The following is a 23,370-nucleotide window of genomic DNA, read 5'->3' as shown; positions in this document are numbered from 1 at the left end:
GGCAGCCGGATGGCCAGCGGTAATCGCGCTCCCAAAAGCGAGTAACCTACGCCGAAACCCCGGTGGCGGAAAACGCCCACCGCTCCGTCCGAGGAGAAGGGAGGGCGGACTCCTTCCGCCGGGGCGCGTCGATCCGCGGCCTTCCCGGGGTTCCGAGTAGGTCCCGTGGACGAACGCCCATAAACTCGGTATGTATACCTGCCGGTAGCCAGGACCGTCCCACGTCAGGGGTCGGGCACGGCAAACGTAAGCGGACACGCTGGACGAGGGGACTGACGAGACAGTGGCACTGTTCGAGTCGATACACAATCCGGAAGCGCTCAAGAAGCTCCCGGCCGACCAGCTCCCTGCGCTGGCCCAGGAGATCAGGGACTTCCTGGTCGACTCCTGCTCCCAGACCGGAGGACACCTCGGCCCCAGCCTCGGCGTCGTCGAGCTGAGCATCGCGCTGCACCGGGTCTTCGACTCACCCAGGGACCCCATCCTCTTCGACACCGGCCACCAGGCCTACGCGCACAAGGTCCTCACCGGCCGCCACGACTTCACCAACCTCAAGTCCGAGGGCGGCCTGTCCGGCTACCCGTCCAGGGCCGAGTCCGAACACGACTTCATCGAGAACTCCCACGCCTCCACCTCCCTGTCCTACGCCGACGGCATGGCCAAGGCCAACGAGGTGCGGGGCCACACCGACCGGACCGTCGTCGCCGTCATCGGCGACGGCGCACTCACCGGCGGCATGGCCTGGGAGGCCCTCAACAACATCGCGGAGAAGAAGAACCGGCGCCTGGTGGTCGTCGTCAACGACAACGGCCGCTCCTACTCGCCCACCATGGGCGGCCTGGCCGACCACCTGGCCTCGCTGCGCATGACCCCGGGCTACGAGCAGGCCCTGGACCTGGCCAAGAGCACCCTCAACCGCACCCCCGTGGTCGGTCAGCCCCTCTACGAGGCCCTGCACGGCCTCAAGAAGGGCGTCAAGGACGCCATCCAGCCGCAGATCATGTTCGAGGACCTGGGACTCAAGTACCTCGGCCCCATCGACGGGCACGACGAAGGCGCCGTGGAGAAGGCGCTGCGGCGCGCCCGCGACTTCGGCGGCCCCGCGATCGTCCACGTCCTCACCCAGAAGGGCAAGGGCTACGCCCCGGCCGAGAACCACGACGAGGACCAGTTCCACGCACCCGGCCCCTTCGACATCGACACCGGCAAGGCCAAGCCCGGCCCCAAGGTGGAGAAGTGGACCTCGGTCTTCGCCGAGACCATGGTGGAGCTGGGAGCCGAGCGCGAGGACATCGTCGCCATCACCGCCGCGATGCTGCACCCCACCGGCCTGAACAAGTTCGCCGAGGCCTACCCGGAGCGGACCTTCGACGTCGGTATCGCCGAGCAGCACGCCGCCACCTCCGCCACCGGCATGGCGATGAGCGGCCTGCACCCGGTGGTCGCCGTCTACGCGACCTTCCTCAACCGCTGTTTCGACCAGGTGCTCATGGACGCCGCCCTGCACCGCCAGGGCGTCACGTTCTGCCTGGACCGGGCGGGGGTCACCGGGAACGACGGCGCCAGCCACAACGGCATGTGGGACATGTCCATCCTGCAGGTGGTACCCGGCCTGCGCCTGGCCGCCCCGCGTGACGCCGAGCGCCTGCGCACCCTGCTGCGCGAGGCCGTGGCCGTCGAGGACGCCCCCACCGTGGTCCGCTACCCCAAGGGCGCCGTCGCCGAGGAGCTGACCGAGATCGGCAAGGTCGGCTCCATGGACCTGCTGCGCGACGCCACCGGGGGCGGACACGCCAAGGACCTGCTCATCGTGGGCGTGGGCTCCATGGCCCAGGTCGCCTGCGAGGTGGCCGACCGGATGGCCGACCAGGGCATCGGCGTCACGGTCGTCGACCCGCGCTGGGTCAAGCCGCTGGACGAGGCGCTGGTCGCCGAGGCCGCCCGGCACTCCGTGGTCGCGGTCGTCGAGGACAACGGCCGCACCGGCGCCGTCGGCGACGCCGTGGCCCGCCTGCTGCGCGACCACGACGTGGACGTGCCCGTGCGCACCTTCGGCATCCAGCAGGAGTTCCTGGACCACGCCAAGCGCGACCGGATCCTCCAGCAGCAGGGCCTGACCCCGCAGGAGCTGTCCCGCAAACTCACCGAGACGGTCTCCCGCCGCGGTGAGGGGGCCGGGGCCGCCCAGGAGCTGGCCGACGAAACGGCCTGACCAGTCCCTCGCCCGATCCCTCTGGCAGCGCCGGAACGACCTCCGGTGCTGCCAGAATGGGTTCATGACCTCTTCCGAACCCGAGCACCAGAGCCCCGAGCAGAGCGGCCCGGAGCCGCTGCCCCCGCTCCGGGTGGCCGTGATCGGCTCCGGCCCAGCCGGGGTCTACACCGCTGACGCCCTCACCCGGCAGAGCCGTGTGCCCGTCCGGGTCGACGTCCTGGACCGGTTGCCCACCCCCTACGGGCTGGTCCGTTACGGGGTCGCCCCCGACCACACCAGGATCAAGGGGGTGGCGCGGGCCCTGCGCAGGGTCCTGGAGCATCCCGACGTGAGGTTCGTCGGCGGGGTCGAGTTCGGTACCGACCTGACCCGCGAGGACCTGGCCCGTTCCCACCACGCCGTCGTCTACGCGACCGGCGCCGGCGACGACCGGCGCATGGGCGTGCCCGGGGAGGAGCTGCCGGGCAGCGTCGCCGCGACCGACTTCGTGAACTGGTACTGCGGCCACCCCGACAGCGGCTTGGCGCGGTTCGTGCTGGACTCCGAGGAGGTCGCGGTGGTCGGGGCGGGCAACGTCGCCCTCGACGTCGCCCGGATCCTGGCCAAGACCGCCGACGAGCTCCGGCACACCGACATCCCGCAGGCGGCGCTGGAGGTGCTCGCCGCCAGCCGGGTGCGCACCGTCCACGTCCTGGCCCGACGCGGTCCGCTCCAGGCCAGGTTCACCGCACCGGAACTACGCGACCTGCTGGCCCTGCCCGGGGCGGACGTGGTCGTGGACCCGGACCAGGTGGACATCGACCCGACCGCGGTGGGGGTCGGCGGCCCCGAACTGCGCGAGCTCTCCCGTGCCGCCCGCACCAACCTCAGGCTGCTGCGCGAACAGGCCGAGCGCCGCCCCGAGGGCCGTCCCCGCCGGATCGAACTCCACTTCTGGACCAGGCCGGAGGAGATCCTCGGTACGGAGCGGGTGAGCGGTCTGCGGGTCGAGCACACCCGCCTGGACGCCGACGGCCGTCTGGAGGGGACCGGGGAGCGCAGTGTGCTGGACGTCGGGATGGTGCTGCGGTCGGTCGGATACGCGGGGGTGCCCCTGGAGGGCGTCCCCTTCGACCAGGCGGAGCGCACGGTGCCGCAGCGCGAGGGGCGGGTCCTGGACACCGGGGGCCGGGCCGTGCCCGGCGACTACGTGGCCGGGTGGATCAAACGGGGCGCCACCGGGGTGATCGGCACCAACAAGTCCGACGCCGCGGGGACCGTGCGGTCCCTGCTGGAGGACGCCGCGGAGCTGCGTGCGGCGGTACCGGAACCGGTCGACCTGGCGGAGGTCCTGGCCGAGCGGGGGGTGGCGCACAGCGACTACGGGGACTGGCTGCGCATCGACGCCGCGGAGGCGGGCCACGCCGCCGAGCTGGACCGGGGCGAACGGGTCAAACTCCGCGACTGGGACGCCTACCGGAAGGTCGTCGACGAGGGGTGAGTCCGGCCGGGCGCGGCCGTCGCGAAGCGCGCCCGGCGCGGGTCAGGCCACCTCGCCCTCGTCGGCGCCGTAGGTGTTGCACCCGTCCAGGGTCTCCTCGGACCAGCCCGACTCCAGCCACTGGGACCGGTTGGCGGCGCTGCCGTGCGTCTCCAGGTCGCCGCTGCCGCTGTTGAAGTGCAGGTTGACCACGTCCAGGGAGTTCCCGGAGGGGTCGGTCAGACCGCGCAGGGCCACCCCCGCCATGCACTCGGCCTGGAGTTCGGTACGGCGCAGGGTGTCCAGCTCCGCGGCCTCGCTGCCGGCCGTGCGGCGCAGGTCGTGGGCGACGTCCAGGATGCCGGTGGCGTCCTGGACGTGGTGGGCGTACTCGTGGCCCATCAGGGCGAGCCACACGTCCTCCCGGTGGGTGTCCGGGAGCTGCGCGTCGATCTCGCGCACGTTGGGCAGGACCACGGTGATCAGGCCCCGGCCCTGCTCGTAGTAGGCGAGGGTGAAGGAGTCCTCGGAGTCGGTCGCCGGGGAGTCGGTGGTGACGGTCATCCGGGGTGGTTCGGGGACCAGCCCGAGCTCGTCCATGACCGGCGTCCAGAGTTCGGTCAGGCAGTCCCCGGCCCCGTTGGCGAACGACTCCCAGGAGTCGTCGGAGTCCGACTCCAGGGCGGGCAGGTCGCAGTCGACGGCCTCGGGCACGGCGACGCCGTAGAGCGGGTGCTCGACGATGTCCACCTCCGCCGGGTTGGGCCGGGCGTACAGGCCGTTGTCGTAGAGGGTGGACACGTCCGTGCCGCCGGCGGAGGGGTCCTCTCTCGGGGTGTTCGCCACGACGACCACACTGGCCACCAGCGCCACCAGGGCCACGGATGCGGCGGTGAACGCCCCGGCCAGCACGGCCCGGCCGCGATCGCGTCTGGGTTGCTGGGGCCAGGCGTGGGGCTGTCCCCAGGGCTGCGGCCCCCACTGCTGGGGCGGCGGCCACTGCTGGAATCGCTGGTGGTTCCAGTACGGGGGAGCCCCCGGCGGTGGCGGCCCCTGCCCGGGAGGGTTCGGCACGGGGTGACCCTGCCCGGGGTGGCCGTGCACGGGCTGGCCCTGCGGGGCGGCGGTCTGCGGCCGGGGCCCCTGCGGGTACGCCCCGTGCTGGGCGGTTCCCGGTCCCGCCGGTGCCTGCCGGGGGTCCCACCGCGGCCCTGCGGGGTGCGCGGGGTACGCCGGAGCGGTACCCCCGGAGCGGGTCGGCGCGGGTCCCCCTCCCCGGCCGGGAGGCCCCGGCGGGGAGGGGGGACGCGGAACCTGGTGGGACTGCGGTGCCTGGGTGCTCCGGCCCCCGGGAGACGGGGTCGGGCCCCCGGGCCCGAACGTGCCCGTGTGCTCGTCCGGCTGCGGCCGGTCGCCGGTCCGGTCCGGAAGGGGAGCGTTCTCCCCGGGCCGCTCAGCGCCGGTTCGGTTCTCCACGGGGTCGTCCTCGTCGTCGCGCCAACACGGGTAGGGCATGCCGGGTTCGTACCCACGAAACCGGCAACTGCCGCAGACCTCCAGTATGGGGCTTAAACGGTCAGGCTTTGGCTGCCTGTCCCCCTGCTCCCTCCAACGGGGAGTACCGCACACCCAGATCCGTCGCCATGTTCCGAAGCTCGGACTCGAAGAGCGGTTCCATGTCGCCCACCACGAAGTTCAGGTGTTGGAACACCTCCATGCACACCACCCCGTACAGCCGCACCCAGCAGGTGGTGAGCACCATCACGGCGCCTTCGGGGACGTTGGGCGAGGAGAAGCCGACCGTGTCGGCGAAGGAGCGCAGCTCCCTGCGCAGCGCGACCGGCAGGTCGTCGTCGGCCGGGAGCGCGAAGCGCTCCTCCGCGACCAGGCGGTCGAAGAGGGTGAAGAACGTGGACCCGAACCGGCGCCCCGCCTCCAGGGCGGAGGTGATGTCGGCTTCCGGGTCCAGGCGGGTGCGCGGACCGAACATCACCGAGAACTCGGGCTGATGGCTGATCGCCCAGTTCCGGAAGGCGCGCAGCGAGGTGAGGATGCGACCGTCGGTGTCCTCCTCGGGCATGCTGGCGTCGGCCTCGGCGACCACGTCGGCCAGTTCCTCGTACATGTCCGCGGTGATCGACACGAGCAGGGCGTCGATACCCGGTACGTAGCGGTACAGGCCCGGGGCGGTCATCCCCATCTCCCGCGCGATGGCGCGGAGCGAGACCCCGGCGACCCCGAACTCCACGAGGTGCCTGCGGGCCGTCTCCTTGATCTCGGCGAGTGTGGCTTCGCGCACACGTTCGCGGCGGCTCAGGGTGCCCCCGGTCCGATGGTCACTTGTGACCGGCGGTTTCGTCATCTGTTGCGGTACACCCCGTCTCACGCGCCAGGGTCGTGGCGCTCTGTATCCATTGGCGATATTGACATCGTAACGCCCGCACGCTTAAGTGAACACCGTTAGCAAACGCTGTTCACGAATATGACGACTGTTCGCTTGAAAGGGCGGCCCATGCCGACACACACGGGGTTCTTCGGCCGACTGGGGCTCGGCGCCCACCGGGGGAGATGGTGGGTCCTGGCCCTCACCGGACTCTTCACCGCCTTGTCCGTCGTGTGGGGGCTCGGGGTCTTCTCGGACGTCAGCGAGAGCGGGTTCGAGGACCCGGGCTCGGAGTCCTCCCGGGCGACGGACGTCCTGCAGGAGGAGCTCGGCCACGACGACATCGACATCATCGCCGTCTACCGCAGCGACGAGATGCGGGTGGACAACCCGACCTTCGCCAAGGCGATGCAGCGGATCGCCGACGACCTGCCCGAGGACGTCATCGCGGACTACGACCTCTACCTCGACGAGGAACTCGACGACATCGAGCGCGGAATGCTCGTCTCCGAGGACAGGCACGCCACCTACATGCCGATCACCCTCACCGGGCAGACGCACGAGGAGCGCCTGCACCAGTTCGAGGAGGCCGCGCGGGCCCTGGAGTCCGGCCCCCTGGAGACGCACCTGGGCGGTTCGATCGCGGTCGAGCACGAACTCTCCGAGACCGCGGAGAGCGACATCATCCTCGCCGAGATCATCACCCTGCCGGTCCTGCTCCTCCTCCTGGTCCTGATCTTCGGCGGCCTGGTCGCCGGTCTGGTCCCCCTGGCCGTCGGCGGCCTGGCCATTCTCGGCTCCCTCACCGTCCTGCGCGCCCTCACCCACTTCACCGAGGTGTCGGTGTTCGCCATCAACGTGGCCACCCTCCTGGGCCTGGGGCTGGCGATCGACTACGGCCTGTTCATGGTCAGCCGCTTCCGCGAGGAACTGAACAAGGGCCGCCCGGTCCCCGACGCCGTCCGCCGCACGGTCGACACCGCCGGGCGCACCGTCGCCTTCTCCGGTATCACCGTCGGCATCGCCTTCGCCGGCCTGCTGTTCTTCCCCCAGCCCATCCTGAAGTCCATCGGCTTCGGCGGCATCGCCGTGGTCACCTTCGACCTCATCGCGGCCCTGGTCTTCCTGCCCGCCCTGATGTCGGTGGTCGGCCGCCGCATCGACCGGCTCAAGCTCCCCCTGCCGCGCCGGACCGTGACCGGCGCGTTCGACGAGAACGCGGGCGCCTGGGCCAGACTGGCCCGCACCGTGATGCGCGGCCCCGCAGTGTCACTGGTCGCGGTGGTGTGCGTCCTGACCGTCTTCAGCTCGGGTCTGGCCTCGACCCAGTTCGGCTCCACCGACCAGCGCTACCTGCCCGCCGACGCCTCCAGCCGGATCGGCACCGAGGCCATGGGGGCGGAGTTCCCCGCGGGGCAGGTCGGGCGGCTGCACGTGGCGGTACTGGGCCAGAGCACCGAGGAGGCGCTCGACGAGTACGTCGAACGCCTCGACGCCCTGCCCGGATCGGTGCGGACCCAACTGCTGCGCACCGGAGAGGGCATCGCCCACGTGGAGGTGGCCTACCAGGGCGCCACCGACGACCCCGAAGTCCAGCAGCTGGTCCGTGACGTGCGTGGTGAGCCCGCCCCGGAGGGCGCGCGGGACGCCCTCGTGGGCGGTGTGGCCGCCATGCAGCTGGACAACCTGGACGCCATCCTCGACGAGGCGCCCAGGACGGTCGGCTTCATCATCGGCTCCACCCTGCTCCTGCTCTTCCTCGCGTTCGGCTCCGTGGTGCTGCCGGTCAAGGCGGTCCTGATGGGCGGGCTGTCCCTGGGCGCCTCGCTGGGCGTGGTGATCTGGGGTTTCCAGGAGGGGCACTTCGCCGGGCTGCTCGGGTTCGACCCGGTCGGGACGATCGACCCCACGTACCTGGTGCTCATCACGATCGTCTCCTTCGGCCTGGCGATGGACTACGAGCTGTTCCTGCTCAGCCGGGTGCGGGAGGAGTACCTGCGCAGCGGGGACAACATCCGTTCCGTGGCCCTGGGACTGCAGCGCACCGGGCAGATCATCACGAGCGCGGCCCTGCTGCTGGGCGTGGTCCTGCTGGCGATGGGTACCTCGGGCCTGCTCTTCCTGAAGATCATCGGGATCGGACTCGCCCTCGCCGTGCTGGTGGACGCCACCCTGGTCCGGGCGATCATGGTGCCCGCGACCATGCGCCTGCTCGGCGACCTCAACTGGTGGCTGCCGCGCCCGCTGCGCTGGCTGCACGACCGGATCGGCATCTCCGAGGGCGGCGACGAGGAGGAGCCCCTTCCCGCCGCCGGACGGGACAAGGAGCGCGAGCGGGTCACCGCGGGCGTCTGAGAGCCTCCGACCGCCGGGCCCGTGCCCGGTCCCGTGGAGGGGCCGGGCACGGCGCTGTGGGCTACGCGCCGCCGTCGACGGTCGCCCCCACCGGGAGGGCCGGACGTAGGGCTTCAGTCCTCGAAGAGTTCGTCCGCGTGATCGATGCTCAGGGCCCTGTCGAACCAGGCGTCGAGCTGGTCGAGATCACGGCACTCCTCGATGCGCTCCCGTGCCTCATCCGTGGGGGTCTTGCCTCGTGCGTCCAATACGCGCAGGATCGCCTCGGCTTTTCCCTCGGCTTTCCCCTCGGCCTTTCCCTCTGCCCTGAGACTCTCGGTCCAGGCACTGGTGTACTCGTAGGTCTCCGTCATCATGAGTGCCTCCAAGGCCCGCTGGCCGTTGCTGTCGGTGAGCAGGTGCAGCGCGTAGCCAATATACTTCGTCGCTATTTCCTGGTCGATGGAATCCAGGCCGCTGTGTAGAGCCTTGAGCACATCCGGGTCGGCCGGCCCGTGGGCGGCCGCGGACAGTACGCCCAGGGTCGGACAGCGGCCGACCTCCTCCGGGTCGGTGATCACCGGGATGCCCTCCGGCCCCAGGACGACGGGGTTGAGGACGAAACCGGGGTGCCCCAGGGGGATGGGTTTGCTGTACCAGTCGGCCACGTGCTGCCGGGGGCAGATGACCAGCAGTGATACCGGGCACTCGTGTTTGGCGCGGAGCGCGGCCACGTACTCGGGCCAGGTGAAGCGCTTACGCTGCTTTTCGTCTCTCTGGACCTCTACGACGATGCCCATCAGCTTGCCGAAGGGGTCCTTGCCGACCTTGCCGCGCAGCAGGACGGCCACGTCGGAGCGGCGTTCGACCGGGTCGACGTGGCCGAGATCGCAGGAGGTCAGCTCGCTCCGTTCGTACTTCGGTACCTCCACTCCGAGATCCTGCAGAAATGCCACCGCCATGTCGGGGGAGTCGGAGAACAACTCCGCGTATATCTGGTGTTCAGGGGAGATCGCCACGAGCAGCATATTACACAGGGCTACTGGTAAGTATGTTCGAGTAGTTGAAATGCGGTCGGAAGTCGTTTTCCTGGGGAAACGCGAAAAGGGCCCGGCCTCCCTCGCGGGGAGACCGGGCCCTCAGGGGTCACTCGGACCTAGAAGGCCTTCGGGTCGCCCTCGTGGAACGGCTTGCCGTTCACCGCGGTGGACACGCCGACCTTGTCCAGGTACGGGGTGATGCCACCGGTGTGGAAGGGCCAGCCCGCGCCGGTGATCAGGCACAGGTCGATGTCGGCGGCCTCGGCCACGACACCCTCGTCCAGCATCAGCTGGACCTCCCTGGCCATGGCCCGCAGGGCGCGGTCCAGGATCGCGCTCTCCTCGGACGGGGCGTCCCCGCCCTTGAGGAGCTCCTTCACCTCGGGGTCGATGGTCAGGTCCGGGGCGAAGATCTCCGTCTTGCCCGCCTTGACCACGGCCTCCAGCTGCGGCGAGACCGCGAAGCGCTCGGGGAACGCCTCGTGCAGGGTCTCGGCCACGTGCAGACCGACGGCCGGGCCGACCAGCTGCAGCAGCATGAGCGGCGACATCGGCAGGCCCAGGGGCGCGACCGCGCGGTCGGCGGCCTCGGGCTCGGTGCCCTCGCCCACGGCGGCCAGGACCTCGCCCATGAACAGGGTGAGCAGGCGGTTGACGACGAACGCCGGGGCGTCCTTGCACAGCACCGACGTCTTCTTCAGCTTCTTGGCCGTGGCGAAGGCCGTGGCCAGCGAGGCGTCGTCGGTCCTGTCGCCGCGGACGATCTCCAGCAGCGGCAGGACGGCGACCGGGTTGAAGAAGTGGAAGCCCACGACCCGCTCGGGGTGCTTCAGCTTCGACGCCATCTCGGTGATGGACAGCGAGGAGGTGTTGGTGGCGAGGATCGCCTCGGGGGAGACCACGGCCTCCACCTCGGCGAACACCTGCTGCTTGATCTCCATCTTCTCGAAGACGGCCTCGATGACGAAGTCGGCGTCGGAGAAGGCGTCCTTGCTCAGCGAACCGGTGACCAGGGCCTTGAGGTGGTTGGCCTTGTCCTGGTTGACGCGCCCCTTCTTCAGGAGCTTGTCGACCTCGCCGTGGACGTAGTCCACACCCTTGTCCAGGCGGCCCTGGTCGAGGTCGGTCATCACGACCGGCACGTCCAGGCGGCGCGCGAACAGCAGGGCCAGCTGGCCGGCCATCAGACCGGCGCCGACGACGCCGACCTTGGTGACCTTGCGGGCCAGCGACTTGTCCGGGGCGCCGGCGGGACGCTTGGCGCGCTTCTGCACCAGGTCGAAGGCGTACAGACCGGCCTTGAGCTCGTCGCTCATGATCAGGTCGGCCAGCGCCTGGTCCTCGGCGTCGAAGCCCTCGTCGCGGGTCGCGGTCTTGGCCGCGGCCACCAGCTCGACGGCGCGCGCCGGGGCCGGGGCGGCGCCGTGCAGCTTGCCCTCGACGGTGAAACGGGCCATGTTGACCGCGTTGTCCCAGGCCTCGCCCTTGTCGACCTCGGGGCGCTCGACCTCGATGTCGCCCTTGACGACCTTGGCGGCCCAGCGCAGGGACTCCTCGACGAAGTCGGCGGGCTCGAAGATCGCGTCGGCGATCCCCATCTCGAAGACCTGCTTGCCCTTGATCATCTTGTTCTGGGCGAGCGGGTTGTCGACGATGAGCTTGAGGGCCTTCTCGGCGCCGATCAGGTTCGGCAGCAGGTAGGTGCCGCCCCAACCGGGGACGAGGCCCAGGAAGGCCTCGGGGAGCGCGAAGGCCGGGACGCTGGAGGAGACGGTGCGGTAGGCGCAGTGCAGCGCCACCTCGACACCGCCGCCCATGGCCGCGCCGTTGATCAGCGCGAAGGTCGGTACGTCCAGCTCGCCGAGCTTGCGGAACACGTCGTGTCCCAGCTTGCCGATGGCCTCGGCCTGCTCGCGGTTCTGGAGCGCCGGGACACCGGTCAGGTCCGCGCCGACCGCGAAGATGAACGGCTTGCCGGTGACGGCCACGGCCACGATGTCGGTGCGCGCCCTGGCGGCCTCGATCTCGGCGTCCAGGCTGAGGAGGCCGCCGGGGCCGAAGGTGTTCGGCTTGGTGTGGTCGTGCCCGTTGTCCAGGGTGATCAGGACAGCGGTGCCCGCGCCGTAGGGGAGCTCGACATCGCGGGAGATCGCCTTGGTGACGACCTCGTCCTTGAAAAGCTCGCGGGCTTCTTCGATGGCGGTGCTCACTTGCCCCCCTCGTAGTTGGTGTTCTCCCACAGGATGGTTCCGCCCATGCCCAGGCCCACGCACATGGTGGTGATGCCGTAGCGGACGTCGGGACGCTCGGCGAACTGGCGCGCGAGCTGCATCATCAGGCGGCCGCCGGAGGAGGCCAACGGGTGGCCGACGGCGATCGCGCCGCCCCACGGGTTGACGCGGGCGTCGTCGTCGGCGATGCCGAAGTGCTCCAGGAAGGCGAGCACCTGGACGGCGAAGGCCTCGTTGATCTCGATCAGGCCGACGTCGTCGATCGAGATGCCCTGGCGGGCGAAGAGCTTCTCGGTGGCCGGTACCGGTCCCACACCCATGACCTCGGGCTCGACGCCGGTGAAGGAGAAGTCGACCAGGCGCATCCTGGCGTCCAGGCCCAGCTCCTCGGCGACCTCCTCGGCCATCAGCAGGGTGCCGGTGGCGCCGTCGTTGAGACCGGCGGCGTTGCCGGGCGTCACGTTGCCGTGCGCGCGGAACGGGGTCTTCAGACTGGCGAGCGACTCCATGGTGGTGCCGGGGCGCGGCGGCTCGTCCTGGGTGGCCAGACCGAAGCCCTTCTCCGCGGAGCGGACCAGGGTCTCGACCAGGTCGGGCTGGATCTTGCCGTCGGCGTAGGCCTTGGCGACCTTCTCCTGGCTGCGCACCGAGTAGGCGTCGGCGCGCTCCTTGGTGATGGTCGGGAACCGGTCGTGCAGGTTCTCGGCGGTGTTGCCCATGACCAGGGCGGACGGGTCGACCAGCTTCTCGGAGATGATCCGGGGGTTGGGGTCGACGCCCTCGCCCATGGGGTGGCGGCCCATGTGCTCGACGCCACCGGCGATCACGACGTCGTAGGCGCCGAAGGAGATGCCCGCGCCCGCGGTGGTCGCCGCGGTGAGCGCGCCGGCGCACATGCGGTCGATGGAGTAACCGGGGACGCTCTTGGGCAGCCCGGCGAGGATCGCGGCGGTGCGCCCGAGGGTCAGTCCCTGGTCGCCGATCTGGGTGGTGGCGGCGATGGCGACCTCGTCGACGCGCTCCGGGGGCAGGCCCGGGTTACGGCGCATCAGTTCGCGGATGACGCGGACGATCAGGTCGTCGGCGCGCGTCTCGGCGTAGAGGCCCTTGCCTGACTTGCCGAACGGGGTGCGGACCCCATCGACAAACACGACATCGCGGGCAGTTCGCGACACGATGGCCCCTCCTTCTCCAAGCGGTGGGTGGACTGTATGGGCCCATGCTACTCGCCAGTAACAAATAGTGCGAGCGGCGGGGCCGACCACTTCCGAGGAAGAGGACAGCCCCTACTTTCGGCGCTTGTGGCCACAGGAACCAACGCGGTCTCCTGTAGGGAGATTCCGGACGAACGAGGGAGCGGCGTCAGTCCCCGTGCCTGAGCAGGGAGCCCACGAAGCGGTCGACGTTGAGGCGCAGGCGTTGGACGCGTTCCTCCCGGGTGAGCGCCTCCGAGGGCTGGATCAGCGGGGACTCCCGCTTGCCGCGCGTGTAGAGCGGGCAGGCGAGGTCGGCGCACACGTACAGGCCCACCGTGTCGCCCCGCTTGCCGGCCTTGCCGGGTTTGGGCGCGCTGAACAGGCGCACGCCCCCGGCGGGATGCGCGGTCACGCAGAACGAACACGTCATCGTCTTGAAGAAGTCGGTCCTGCGGTTCGCGGTCGGCAGCCGCAGGGCGATCCCCACCGGATGGTCCCCGGCGTCGACCACCATGTAGGCGCGGCCGGGCGCCTTGGGGTCGGTCCAACCGATGAAGTCCATGTCCTCCCAGTCCAGGAGCGGCATGGTCGGCGGGAAGTGCATCCGTCTGGCCTCGCCCTTGGGGCAGTTGACGAACGAGGAGCGGATCTCCTCGGTGCTCAGCTCGCGCATGGTCTCCTCCGGTCGGCCGACGTCGTCACCGGACGGATCCTGCCAACCCCCGGCGGCTCGCGCGAATGGTTTTCGCACGTGGAGGGCACCTTCCCCGCGGGTGCCCCGCACACACCGGAGGCCGGGGACCCCTCATGGAGTCCCCGGCCCCGTGCGTGCCCCGGGTGTGTCAGAGCAGCGCGTCGGCCTCACGGTGGCGGCCCGCGGCGTTGTAGGCGCCCGCCAGGTCCCTGCGCAGCCGCATGGTGAGCCGACGGACCTCCGGGTCGCCGGAGGAGTTCAGCGCCACCCGGTAGGCCTCGCGCAGCACCTCCACGGCCTCGTCCGCGCGACCGGCCTGGGTGTAGGAGCGGCCCAGCCGGTGGTGCACCGTGAGGGTGTCCAGGTGGCCCTTGCCCAGTCGGCGGCGGCGCCCGGCCAGCACCATGCGCAGCTGGGAGATGGCCTCCTCGTACCGCCCGGCCATGCTCTGCGCGGCGCTCATGCCCAGACGCAGCTCCTCACGGCGCTCGGTCGAGGTGACGTCCTCGATCGCCCGCGCGTAGTGGGCCACGGCGGCGTCCACCCGGCCGCTGCGCCGGTAGCACACGGCCAGGCGCATGCGCGCCTCCACGGTGTCCTCGTCGGCCGGACCGAACTGGTTCTCCCGCTGGCTGAGCAGGGTCTCCCACTGCCCGGCGGCGTCGGCCGGACGGCCCGCGTCCTCCAGGGCCCAGGCCAGGTTCTCCCGGATGATCTCGGTGCGGGGGTGGTCGTCCCCGTAGACCGCCGCGGCCTCGCCCAGGGCCAGCTCGAACTGCTGCACGGCCGCCTGGCGCCGCCCCATCTGCGCGTACTTGGTCGCCAGGTTGTTGCGGGCGGTGATGGTGTCCGGGTGCTCGGTCCCCAACCGCTCCACCAGTGACCGCAGGCTCTGCTCCAGCGACGCCGCGCGCATCCCGGGGGTCGGGGGCGCGGCGGCGGGCCGCTGGGGCAGGGACCGCTGGGGCGCCCCGGTGGACACCCGGACAGCGGGCTCCGGCACCCGCTCGGGCACGGGCACGGTGCGTTCCTCGAGGTGCTCCTCGGCAGTGGGTGCGGCGGCCTCAGCCGACTCGACCTTGGCAGAACGCGTCAACCCCGTCTCGCGCAGAAGCGCACGCCAGAACGACAAGCAGACTCACCACATTTCCCTGATCACGCAGACCGGGGCCTTTTGGGCCCACGGTCCGGTACACACCCGTACAAGAAGCTGAACGCCCCTGAGGTCTCAGGGCACGTTTCTATAACTTAATCGGACAACGGGCTACGGAACAGGCGTGAACCGCCCTTGAGGGGTGGTGACTTCAATCACGTTTTGGTTCAAAGTGACGGAAGGGGGTAATGATCACGCTTTTGTCGCCTCCCGAAGGGCTGTCGCCAGCGGTTCCGCGGTCAGCCCGATCTGCCAGTTCCGGGCGCCGCGCGTGCGCAGGAACTCACCCACGGAGCCCGGGTCCACGGTCTCCGGAGGCGCCCACGCCAACCTCCTGACGGTGTCCGGCAGCAGCAGGTTCTCGGTCGGCATCACGACGTCCTCGGCGATCCCCGTCACGGTCGCCCGCGCGGCCTCCAGGCGGCACGCCGCCTCGGGAGCGCGGTCGGCCCAGCGGTTCACCGGGGGCGGGCCGTCGCCGGGTGCGTTGGGCCGGGGCAGTTCGGCCTGGTCCATCTCACGGGCGCGGTCGACCGCCCTGATCCACGTCTGCACGTAGCGGCGGGCCAGCTTGATCCCGAACTGCCGGATCCTGGTGAGGTCGGCCGTGGTGCGCGGCATCGCCGTGGCCGCCTCCACGATCGCCGCGTCCGGCAGCACCCGGCCGGGGGAGATGTCCCGCTCCTGGGCGATGCGGTCGCGCTCGTACCAGAGCTCCCGCACGGCGGCCAGGGCGCGCTGGTTGCGGACCTTGTGGATGCCGGAGGTGCGCCGCCAGGGGTCGGGCCGCGGCTCCTTGGGCGGGGCGGCCAGCACGGACGCGAACTCCTCCCGCGCCCATTCCAGCTTCCCGGTCTCGGCCAGCTCCGCCTCCAGGGCGTTGCGGAGCTCGATGAGGATCTCCACGTCCAGCGCCGCGTACCTCAGCCAGTCCTCGGGCAGGGGGCGCTGTGACCAGTCCACCGCCGAGTGCTCCTTGGCCAGGCGCACGTCCAGCAGCCGCTCCACCATGAACCCGAGCCCGACCCGCTGGTAACCCAGCAGCCGTCCGGCCAGTTCGGTGTCGAACAGCAGGGTCGGCCGGAGATTGATCTCCGACAGGCACGGGAGGTCCTGGTGCGCGGCGTGCAGTACCACCTCGGCGTCCCCGACCGCCGCGTTCAGCTCACTCAGGTCGGGGCAGGCGATCGGATCGATCAGGGCCGAACCGGAACCCTCCCGGCGCACCTGCACCAGGTACGCGCGCTGCCCGTACCGGTAACCCGAGGCGCGCTCCGCGTCCACGGCCACGGGGCCGGAGCCGGCACCCAGGGCCGCGATGACGCCGGCCAGGGCGTCGGCGTCGGCGGTGACCGCAGGCAGGCCCTCGCGTGGTTCCCGAAGTAGGGGCGCCCTCTCCGCGTCTTCGTTGTCTGGTTCGCGGGGTTCTGTCTTGGAGTTCAACGCGTTCGCCACACCACTACGGTATGCGCTGTCGCCACCGGACGCAGATACGGGCCGTTCCGGAACCGCCCGCCGACGCTGCCCGGCGAGGTTCCGGAGCGGCCCGTGAGCCGGTGCCCCGGACGCCTCAGGGACGGGACCGCTGGCGTGCGATGTCGGTGACGTCCAGGGGCGGGAGCCCCGACGCCGAGGCCAGCAGCGCCAGCCAGGCACTCATGTGCCCGGACAGGTCCTCCGACTCGGGCGTCCACGAGGCACGCATCTCGAGTTCGGTGGTGGCGCCCTCGTGGGCCTTGGCGCCGAACCCCTCGGTGGTGGCCCGGGTGACCGTTCCGCTCAGCGCGTGGTGGGCGGCGCCGTGGGCCCCCAGGGCGTCGGTGAGCCAGCTCCAGGCGACCGGGCCGAGCAGGGGGTCGGTCGCGATCTCCGACTCCAGTTCGGAGTTGGCCTGGCAGACCACCCGGAAGGGGCCGGGCCAGTCGCGGGTGCCCTCGGGGTCGTACAGGACGATCAGCCGGCCCCAGGCGATCTCCTCGCCGTGGACCGACACTTCGGCGGACACGGCGGCGGAGTGGGGAGCCAGCCGTTGGGGTGAGGGGATCTCCCGGACGGTGATCTCGGGCCGGATGAGGGGAGAGTGCAGGGCCTCGACCGCCCGCCGGAACGTCTCTTGTGCGTTCTCGGCGCTACCGACATCGGGCATGGTGGAAACGTCAGCCTTCGTTTTGTGGTGATCACGTCCTGGCGGGGGTCGCCGGGACGGTCCCGCCGATGGTGTGATGGTGGGCACGGATTCGACCGTGGCACGAGTCACCGGCGGGCGGCCGCAGTTCCTCCGGCGTGTCGGTGTTTTGTGATGATCTTGGGACCGCACGGCCTGTGGCAGACGCGGTTCGGTCCCGTCCGTGCCCGCCGTGGGAACCCTCTCGGGTGATCCGAGTGGGACCACCGGACCGGGCATGGCACGATTCAAGGGTGACGCTTCAAGAATCTCCATTCCTCCGCGCCTGCCGGCGCCTTCCGGTGTCCCACACCCCGGTGTGGTTCATGCGCCAGGCCGGGCGCTCACTGCCCGAGTACCGAAGGGTTCGCGCCGACGTGCCGATGCTTGAGGCGTGTGCGCGACCCGACATGATCGCCGAGATCACGATGCAGCCGGTCCGCCGGTACGACACCGACGCCGCGATCTTCTTCAGCGACATCGTCGTGCCGCTCAAGGCCATCGGGATCGACCTGGACATCAAGCCGGGTGTGGGCCCCGTGGTCGACGAGCCGATCCGGGACGCCGGCGGGATCAAACGCCTGCGCGACCTCGAACCCGGCGACGTCCCCTATGTCACCGAGGCGGTCGGCCAGCTCGTGGGAGAGCTCGGCGACAAGCCGCTCATCGGTTTCGCGGGCGCTCCGTTCACGTTGGCCTCGTACCTCATCGAGGGCGGGCCGTCGAAGAACCATGAGCACACCAAGGCCCTGATGTACGGCGAGCCCGAGCTGTGGGACGAGCTCATGCGCCGCCTGGCCAACATCACGCTGGGCTTCCTGCGCACCCAGATCGAGGCCGGGGCCAGCGCGGTCCAGCTCTTCGACTCCTGGGTCGGCGCGCTGAGCGCCGAGGACTACCGCGCCTCGGTGCTGCCCTACACCTCGTGGATCTTCGGTCAGCTGGCCGACTACGAGGTGCCCCGTATCCACTTCGGTGTGGGCACCGGCGAGCTCCTGAGCCTGCTCAGCGAGGCCGGGGCCGACGTGGTGGGCGTGGACTGGCGCGTCCCCCTGGACAAGGCCGTGCAGCGGGTCCAGCCGGGCACCGCGCTCCAGGGAAACCTGGACCCCGCGACCCTGTTCGCTCCCTGGGAGGTCGTCGCCGACCGTACGCGCGACATCCTCGCGCGGGGACGGGCCGCCGACGGCCACATCTTCAACCTCGGCCACGGTGTGCTGCCCAGCACCGACCCGACCATGCTCGAACGGCTCACCGCCTTCGTCCACGAGGAGACCGCAGGCTAGGGCGGTCCCGCGGACACCCGTCGGCGCCCGGCTCCCGTTCGGGGAGCCGGGCGCCGACGCGTCGGGTCACCTCTCGCCGTCGTTCCCGGGGTCCCCGCCCGTTTCGGGACTCCCGTCCGTCTCCGGACCCGGCCCCGTGCTCTCGGGGTCCCCCCGGCGGGGCGGTGCGCCCCCGGTGTCGGTACGGTCCTGGGCGGTGTCGGCGGAGGCCGGGTCAGCGGGTGCGGCGGCAGAGGAGGCGGCCCGTGCCCCGCGGCGTCGGCGCCACAGCCACAGCGGCCCGGCACCGAGCACCGCGAGCACCGCGGCGAAGGGCAGCAGCCACCCCACGGCCACGGCCGCCCCCTGGCCCAGACCGACCAGGGCCCGCCAGCCGCGCTCCAGACCGCCGAGGAAACCGACGGACTCCTCCGTGGTCTCCTCCAGGTAGGTGGCCGGGGGGACGAGGGTCAGGTGCACGGTGGAGTAGGCGGTCTGGTTCCGCAGCGACTCCAACCGGGCCTGGAACGCCTCCAGCTCCTCCTGGCGCTGCTGGATCTCGCTCTCCACGCGCAGCAGGTCGTCGACGTCCTCCGCCTCCTCCAGATAGCCCCGCAGGGTCTCCAGGGCGGTCTCCGAGGACTCGATCCGGCTCTCGACGTCGGCGACCTCCTCGGTGACGTCCTCCACCGACCGCTCCAGTTCGGAGCGGTCGCCCAGCTCGGCCAGTCCGTCCAGCGCACCCTCGTAGTCCTCGTTGGGGATGCGCAGGACCAGATTGCCCTCGGGGGAGCCGCCGGCGGGCGTGGACAGGCTCTCGTTCGCCACGTAGCCGTCCGCGCCCAGGGTCATCTCCTTGGCCAGTTCGGCGGCCTCGGCCACGTCGTCGACCCGTACGGTCATGTTCGCGGTGTGGACCAGCTGCCGGTCCCCGACCTCCAGGTCCGAACCGACACCGCCCTCACCCGCGTCCTCCTCGGCGGCATCGGCTTCGGCCTGGGCGCCGGGCGCGGCCCGGTCGGCGGACTCGGCGGCGTACTCGGCGGAGGAACCGCCGCCGTCGGCCGCACCGATGTTCTCGGTGGTGGCACCGCAGGCGGTGAACAACAGAGCAGCGAGGCCGGTGGCGACGGTCATCCCGGCGACACGGCCCGCCTGGGGGAGCGATGGAGTGTCCATACCGCTTCGACGCGTCCCGCGGCGCCACCGTTGCGCCCCGGCGGTAACGAGACCGCAACGTCCGGCCCGGGGGAGTGCCGACTGTCCCCCGGCCCCGGGCCCCACGGTCCGAATACCCGGACCGACGTCCCGCTCCGGGGGCGGCGGATCACTGTGACCCGCGGCATCTGGGAGGCTGGTGGTATGCCTGAAGCACCGCATGTCGTCGTGATCGGGGGCGGGATCTCCGGACTCACCGCCGCGCACCGCTTCAACCGCCGGGGCGTCACCACCACGGTGGTCGAGGCCGCCGACACCCCGGGGGGCAAGCTCCGCGCCTCACCCGTGGCTGGCGTGTCCGTCGACGCCGGCGCCGAGGCGGTGCTCGCCCGCCGCCCCGAGGCACTGGACCTCTTCACCGAACTCGGCCTGGACGAGCGGGTGGTGCACCCCGGCCCCGGGGCCGCGGCCGTCTACAGCCGGGGCCGCGTCCGCGCCCTCCCCAAGGGGCAGCTCATGGGCGTCCCCGGCGACCTGCGCGCCCTGGCCCGCAGCGGTGTGCTCTCCCCCGCCGGGACCCTGCGCGCCGCACTCGACCTGGTCTGGCCGAGCACCCCGGTGCGCTCCGACGTGCCCGTGGCCGCCTACGTCGGCACCCGCATGGGCCGCCAGGTGGTGGAACGGCTCGTGGAACCCCTCCTGGGCGGTGTCTACGCCGGACGGGCCGACGAGCTCTCCCTCGACTCCGCCCTTCCGCAGATCGCCCCGATGGCCCGCAGCAGCCGCTCCCTGATGGGGGCGGTGCACACGAGCCTCCGGGGCAGGGGTTCCGCACCCGCCGGCTCCGGTCCCGTCTTCGCCTCCCTGCGCGGTGGGGTCGCCTCGGTGGTGGACGCGCTGGCGGAGCGGCAGCCGGACCTGCGCACCGGGACCCGGGCCGGGGCACTGGAACGCACCCCCCGGGGCTGGAGCGTGCGACTGGACGGCGGGGAGCGGGTCGCCTGCGACGCGGTCCTGCTCGCCTGTCCCGCCCCCGAGGCGGCACGCCTGCTCGCCGACACCGAACCCGCCGCCGCACGGGAGCTGGGCGGGATCGAGTACGCGAGCATGGCGCTGGTGACCTTCGCCCTGCCCGCCGCGGCCTTCCCCGAGCCCCTCACCGGGACCGGTTTCCTGGTTCCGGCGGGGGAGGGGCTGACCATCAAGGCCGCCACCTTCTCCAGCAACAAGTGGCCCTGGCTGGCCCGTGAGCTGGATAGGGTCAACCCGGGTGAGGACCTGGTCGTCCTGCGCTGCTCCATCGGCCGGTCCGGCGACGACGCGGCTCTGCGCCGCTCCGACGAGGAGCTGGCCCGGGTCGCCCTCGCCGACCTCGCCCGGGTCACCGGTCTGACCGGCTCCCCGGTCCAGACCCGCGTCACCCGGTGGACCGACGGACTGCCCCAGTACGCGGTCGGCCACGCCGCCCGGGTCGAGCGGATCCGTTCGGGCGTGCGGCGCCACCCCGGCCTCGGGGTGTGCGGCGCCGCCTACGGGGGAGTGGGCATCCCCGCCTGTGTCGCCGACGCCGACCGCGAGGCCGGTCGTCTGGCCGACACCCTCACCGACCACAGTCACACCGACCGCGGCGACCAGAGCGCCGACGGACCGAACCAGCAAGGAGTCAACCCGTGACGGGGCAGCAGAACGAGGCCATCACCCAGGACGGCACCGACCTCAACAAACTCATCCGATACACCATGTGGTCGGTCTTCAGGGTCGACAGCCTGGAGGAGGTGGACCGCGACGCGGCGGCCCAGGAGATCCAGGGCCTGTTCGACAAGGCCGCCGAGCAGGGCGTGACCACCCGCGGCAGCTACGACGTCCAGGGCTTCCGCGCCGACGCCGACATCATGTTCTGGTGGGTGGCCGACACCCCCGAGCAGGTGCAGAACATCTACGCCGACTTCCGGCGCACCCGGGTCGGCCGCGCCAGCACCCCGGTGTGGTCGGTCGTGGGCCTGCACCGCCCCGCCGAGTTCAACCGCGGCCACGTCCCCGCCTTCCTGGCCGGGGAGGAGCCGCGCGAGAACATCTGCGTGTACCCGTTCGTGCGCTCCTACGAGTGGTACCTGCTGCCCGACGAGGAGCGCCGCGCCATGCTCGCCGAGCACGGCCGGATGGCCGCCCCGTACCCGGACGTGCGTGCGAACACGGTCTCCTCGTTCGGTCTCAACGACTACGAGTGGCTGCTCGCCTTCGAGGCCGACGACCTGCACCGCATCGTGGACCTGATGCGCCACCTGCGCGGCGCCAAGGCGCGCCTGCACACCCGTGAGGAACTGCCCTTCTACACCGGGCGGCGCAAGAGCGTGGCCGAGCTGGTGCACGCTCTGCCGTAACCGCGGCCCCGCCCCGCCGGACGGCGAACGGCCCCCGTGCTCCGACGGAGCACGGGGGCCGTCGTACGGGCGGCCGACGCCGGGCCGGGTCTACTCGGGGCGCGCGGTCTCCCTGCGGGTGGCGAGCACGTAGAACGGGATCGTCACCACGCACAGCAGCACCACGGCGCTCATCAGGTAGATGAGCACGTCGCCCGCGGGAAGCCCGAGGCCCCACGCGGCCATGAGCGCCACACCGGTGGCGAGCAGGCCCAGCACCAGGTAGGCCTTGCGTCCCCGGGGCTTGGGGTACTCCATCCGGCTGACCATCAGCCAGGCCACCAACAGCACGGCGGCCACACCCACCAGGACCGGCGGGTCCAGGAGCACGATGGTCACCACCGCGATCGCCCCGGAGGGGCATGGCAGGCCGGTGAAGTAGTCCGAGCCCGGGGCCTGGCAGGAGAACCGGGCCAGCCGGACGATCACCGCGAGCAGCACGGCACCGCCGGCGACCACCGGCAGTACGCCGGCGCCGCCCGCGATGGTGCCCCACACGACGAAGAAGAACGCCGGGGCGACCCCGAAGCTGATCACGTCGGCGAGGTTGTCCAGTTCGGCCCCCATGCCGCTGCCGCCCAGCCTGCGGGCGACCCGGCCGTCGAGCACGTCGAGGGCGGCCGCGACCATCATCAGGCCCACGGCCGTGGCCATCGCGGTCTTGGGCAGCGGGCCGGCGACTCCGGAGGCCAGGTGCGCGCTCTGGGCCGTGGCCAGTGCCCAGACCGCGAGGAAACCGCACAGGGCGTTGCCCAGGGTCATGTAGTCGGCCACGCCCAGACGCAGCCTGGGCGCCTCCTCGGGGGCGGAGGAGGCGGCCCGGCCAGCGGCGGAGACGGCCTCAGCCGGCGTCAAGACGGGTTTCTCCGGCGCGGACCCTCTGGCCGATCTCCACCGCCGGGGCGACCCCGGCCGGAAGGTGGACGTCGACCCGTGACCCGAACCGGATGAGCCCGATCCTCTCGCCTTGCTCGACCTTCTGCCCCGCAGCGAGATACGGGACGATACGCCTGACCATCGCGCCGGCGATTTGAACGACCGTGATCTCACCGATCTCGGTTTCAAGGGTCCAGATGACGCGCTCATTACGCTCGCTGTCCTTGTCGAAGGCGGGTTTGAAACCCCCTGGACGATGTTCGACGCCGGTCACGATACCGGCGATGGGGGCACGGTTGACGTGCACGTTGAGGGGGTTCATGAACACCGCGACCCGGATGCGCCCGTCGGGCTGGGGGTCGAGGCTCTGCACGACGCCGTCGGCCGCGGACAGCACCCGTCCCGTGGCCGGGCCCCGCTCGGGGTCCCGGAAGAACCAGGCCATCCCCGCGGCGAGGGCGATCACGGGCGCTGCGGCCGCGGCCCCGGCCCGGGAGCGCCGGGCGAGGAGGGTCGCGGCCCCGGCGGCGCCGAGGGCGGGGAGCAGCCACGGGGCCGATCCCTGGGCCATGCCGAACCGCGGCCTGGCCGCGGGACGCGGGGAGGCGGAGGAGATGGGTGAGTCGTCGGTCATCGAGCGCTTTCGTCGCGGGTCGGTCTGGTCGCCCGCACATCGGTTACCGCTGTGAGGGGCCCGGCCCCTGCCGGGGGCCGGGGGTGCGCGGTCACCGGGTGGGGTGCCCCGCCGCGCGCCCTCCGCTCGGCCGGGGCCGGACTTCGGT

At 71.4% G+C, this 23,370-nt stretch carries 18 protein-coding genes; 6 read left to right on the top strand and 12 right to left on the bottom strand.

Annotated elements, in window-relative coordinates:
- The first annotated feature begins 283 nt into the window (after positions 1 to 283).
- Together dxs and IE195_RS13165 are read left to right on the top strand one after the other, a co-directional pair.
- On the top strand, positions 284 to 2,212 hold the full coding sequence (gene dxs / locus IE195_RS13170; protein WP_191271133.1) for a 1-deoxy-D-xylulose-5-phosphate synthase: 1,929 nt from the start codon (positions 284 to 286) through the stop codon (positions 2,210 to 2,212).
- 64 nt (positions 2,213 to 2,276) lie between these two features.
- Entirely contained in the window at positions 2,277 to 3,695 is a 1,419-nt protein-coding gene (locus IE195_RS13165) for an FAD-dependent oxidoreductase (protein WP_191271131.1), read from the top strand.
- A gap of 42 nt (positions 3,696 to 3,737) precedes the next feature.
- Here IE195_RS13165 and IE195_RS26215 read toward each other — a convergent pair whose 3' ends face one another.
- Complete coding sequence (locus tag IE195_RS26215) at positions 3,738 to 4,586, bottom strand: neutral zinc metallopeptidase (RefSeq protein ID WP_229826222.1); 849 nt, start codon at positions 4,584 to 4,586, stop codon at positions 3,738 to 3,740.
- Between the two features lie 664 nt (positions 4,587 to 5,250).
- Positions 5,251 to 6,036, bottom strand: coding sequence for a TetR/AcrR family transcriptional regulator (locus IE195_RS13155; protein WP_191271127.1), 786 nt, complete (start codon positions 6,034 to 6,036; stop codon positions 5,251 to 5,253).
- A 150-nt stretch (positions 6,037 to 6,186) separates the two neighbouring features.
- Between IE195_RS13155 and IE195_RS13150 the strand changes: the two genes are divergently transcribed.
- Positions 6,187 to 8,412, top strand: coding sequence for an MMPL family transporter (locus tag IE195_RS13150; RefSeq protein WP_191271125.1), 2,226 nt, complete (start codon positions 6,187 to 6,189; stop codon positions 8,410 to 8,412).
- A gap of 113 nt (positions 8,413 to 8,525) precedes the next feature.
- On the opposite strand, the gene IE195_RS13145 is transcribed toward IE195_RS13150, so the two are convergent.
- The 7 genes from IE195_RS13145 to IE195_RS13115 form a co-directional block, all read right to left on the bottom strand.
- Positions 8,526 to 9,410: a hypothetical protein gene (locus IE195_RS13145; RefSeq protein WP_191271123.1), complete on the bottom strand. Its 885-nt coding sequence runs from the start codon at positions 9,408 to 9,410 to the stop codon at positions 8,526 to 8,528.
- A gap of 137 nt (positions 9,411 to 9,547) precedes the next feature.
- Positions 9,548 to 11,641, bottom strand: a complete 2,094-nt coding sequence (locus IE195_RS13140; protein ID WP_191271121.1) for a 3-hydroxyacyl-CoA dehydrogenase NAD-binding domain-containing protein — start codon at positions 11,639 to 11,641, stop codon at positions 9,548 to 9,550.
- Complete coding sequence (locus tag IE195_RS13135) at positions 11,638 to 12,813, bottom strand: thiolase family protein (RefSeq protein ID WP_191271587.1); 1,176 nt, start codon at positions 12,811 to 12,813, stop codon at positions 11,638 to 11,640. Before IE195_RS13135 ends, IE195_RS13140 begins: the two co-directional genes overlap by 4 nt.
- A gap of 211 nt (positions 12,814 to 13,024) precedes the next feature.
- Positions 13,025 to 13,609 (bottom strand): FBP domain-containing protein, encoded by a 585-nt coding sequence (locus tag IE195_RS13130; protein ID WP_229826193.1) that lies wholly within the window; start codon positions 13,607 to 13,609, stop codon positions 13,025 to 13,027.
- A 91-nt stretch (positions 13,610 to 13,700) separates the two neighbouring features.
- A complete protein-coding gene (locus IE195_RS13125) occupies positions 13,701 to 14,684 on the bottom strand; it encodes a tetratricopeptide repeat protein (RefSeq protein ID WP_191271119.1) in 984 nt (327 codons plus the stop codon).
- A gap of 213 nt (positions 14,685 to 14,897) precedes the next feature.
- The gene (locus IE195_RS13120; RefSeq protein WP_191271583.1) at positions 14,898 to 16,148 is read right to left on the bottom strand and encodes a ribonuclease D; all 1,251 of its coding nucleotides are present in this window, start codon (positions 16,146 to 16,148) and stop codon (positions 14,898 to 14,900) included.
- Between the two features lie 127 nt (positions 16,149 to 16,275).
- Positions 16,276 to 16,851, bottom strand: a complete 576-nt coding sequence (locus IE195_RS13115; protein WP_191271117.1) for a DUF3000 domain-containing protein — start codon at positions 16,849 to 16,851, stop codon at positions 16,276 to 16,278.
- A gap of 335 nt (positions 16,852 to 17,186) precedes the next feature.
- Between IE195_RS13115 and hemE the strand changes: the two genes are divergently transcribed.
- Positions 17,187 to 18,155 (top strand): uroporphyrinogen decarboxylase, encoded by a 969-nt coding sequence (gene hemE, locus IE195_RS13110; protein ID WP_229826221.1) that lies wholly within the window; start codon positions 17,187 to 17,189, stop codon positions 18,153 to 18,155.
- Positions 18,156 to 18,221: 66 nt separating this feature from the next.
- Here hemE and IE195_RS13105 read toward each other — a convergent pair whose 3' ends face one another.
- Positions 18,222 to 19,313, bottom strand: a complete 1,092-nt coding sequence (locus IE195_RS13105) for a DUF4349 domain-containing protein (protein ID WP_191271113.1) — start codon at positions 19,311 to 19,313, stop codon at positions 18,222 to 18,224.
- Positions 19,314 to 19,496: 183 nt separating this feature from the next.
- Between IE195_RS13105 and hemG the strand changes: the two genes are divergently transcribed.
- Together hemG and hemQ are read left to right on the top strand one after the other, a co-directional pair.
- Positions 19,497 to 20,966, top strand: coding sequence for a protoporphyrinogen oxidase (gene hemG / locus IE195_RS13100; protein ID WP_191271111.1), 1,470 nt, complete (start codon positions 19,497 to 19,499; stop codon positions 20,964 to 20,966).
- The gene (hemQ, locus tag IE195_RS13095) at positions 20,963 to 21,673 is read left to right on the top strand and encodes a hydrogen peroxide-dependent heme synthase (RefSeq protein ID WP_191271109.1); all 711 of its coding nucleotides are present in this window, start codon (positions 20,963 to 20,965) and stop codon (positions 21,671 to 21,673) included. Before hemG ends, hemQ begins: the two co-directional genes overlap by 4 nt.
- Before the next feature lie 90 nt (positions 21,674 to 21,763).
- Here hemQ and IE195_RS13090 read toward each other — a convergent pair whose 3' ends face one another.
- Positions 21,764 to 22,567: a CDP-alcohol phosphatidyltransferase family protein gene (locus IE195_RS13090; RefSeq protein WP_225942401.1), complete on the bottom strand. Its 804-nt coding sequence runs from the start codon at positions 22,565 to 22,567 to the stop codon at positions 21,764 to 21,766.
- Positions 22,554 to 23,222: a phosphatidylserine decarboxylase gene (locus IE195_RS13085; protein WP_191271107.1), complete on the bottom strand. Its 669-nt coding sequence runs from the start codon at positions 23,220 to 23,222 to the stop codon at positions 22,554 to 22,556. The genes IE195_RS13090 and IE195_RS13085 overlap by 14 nt, the downstream gene beginning before the upstream one ends.
- Positions 23,223 to 23,370 lie beyond the last annotated feature (148 nt).

Source organism: Nocardiopsis terrae (assembly GCF_014651695.1).
Classification (GTDB): domain Bacteria; phylum Actinomycetota; class Actinomycetes; order Streptosporangiales; family Streptosporangiaceae; genus Nocardiopsis; species Nocardiopsis terrae.
Note: the sequence above shows the minus strand (reverse complement) of the source record. Positions and strands in the feature narration are given on the sequence as shown.

Excerpts from the sequence above, each read along its gene's own strand:
- IE195_RS13155 (WP_191271127.1), bottom strand. The coding sequence starts at position 6,036 with ATGACGAAACCGCCGGTCACAAGTGACCATCGGACCGGGGGCACCCTG.
- IE195_RS13105 (WP_191271113.1), bottom strand. The coding sequence starts at position 19,313 with ATGGACACTCCATCGCTCCCCCAGGCGGGCCGTGTCGCCGGGATGACC.
- IE195_RS13150 (WP_191271125.1), top strand. The coding sequence starts at position 6,187 with ATGCCGACACACACGGGGTTCTTCGGCCGACTGGGGCTCGGCGCCCAC.
- hemG (WP_191271111.1), top strand. The coding sequence starts at position 19,497 with ATGCCTGAAGCACCGCATGTCGTCGTGATCGGGGGCGGGATCTCCGGA.
- IE195_RS13085 (WP_191271107.1), bottom strand. The coding sequence starts at position 23,222 with ATGACCGACGACTCACCCATCTCCTCCGCCTCCCCGCGTCCCGCGGCC.
- IE195_RS13165 (WP_191271131.1), top strand. The coding sequence starts at position 2,277 with ATGACCTCTTCCGAACCCGAGCACCAGAGCCCCGAGCAGAGCGGCCCG.
- IE195_RS13115 (WP_191271117.1), bottom strand. The coding sequence starts at position 16,851 with ATGCCCGATGTCGGTAGCGCCGAGAACGCACAAGAGACGTTCCGGCGG.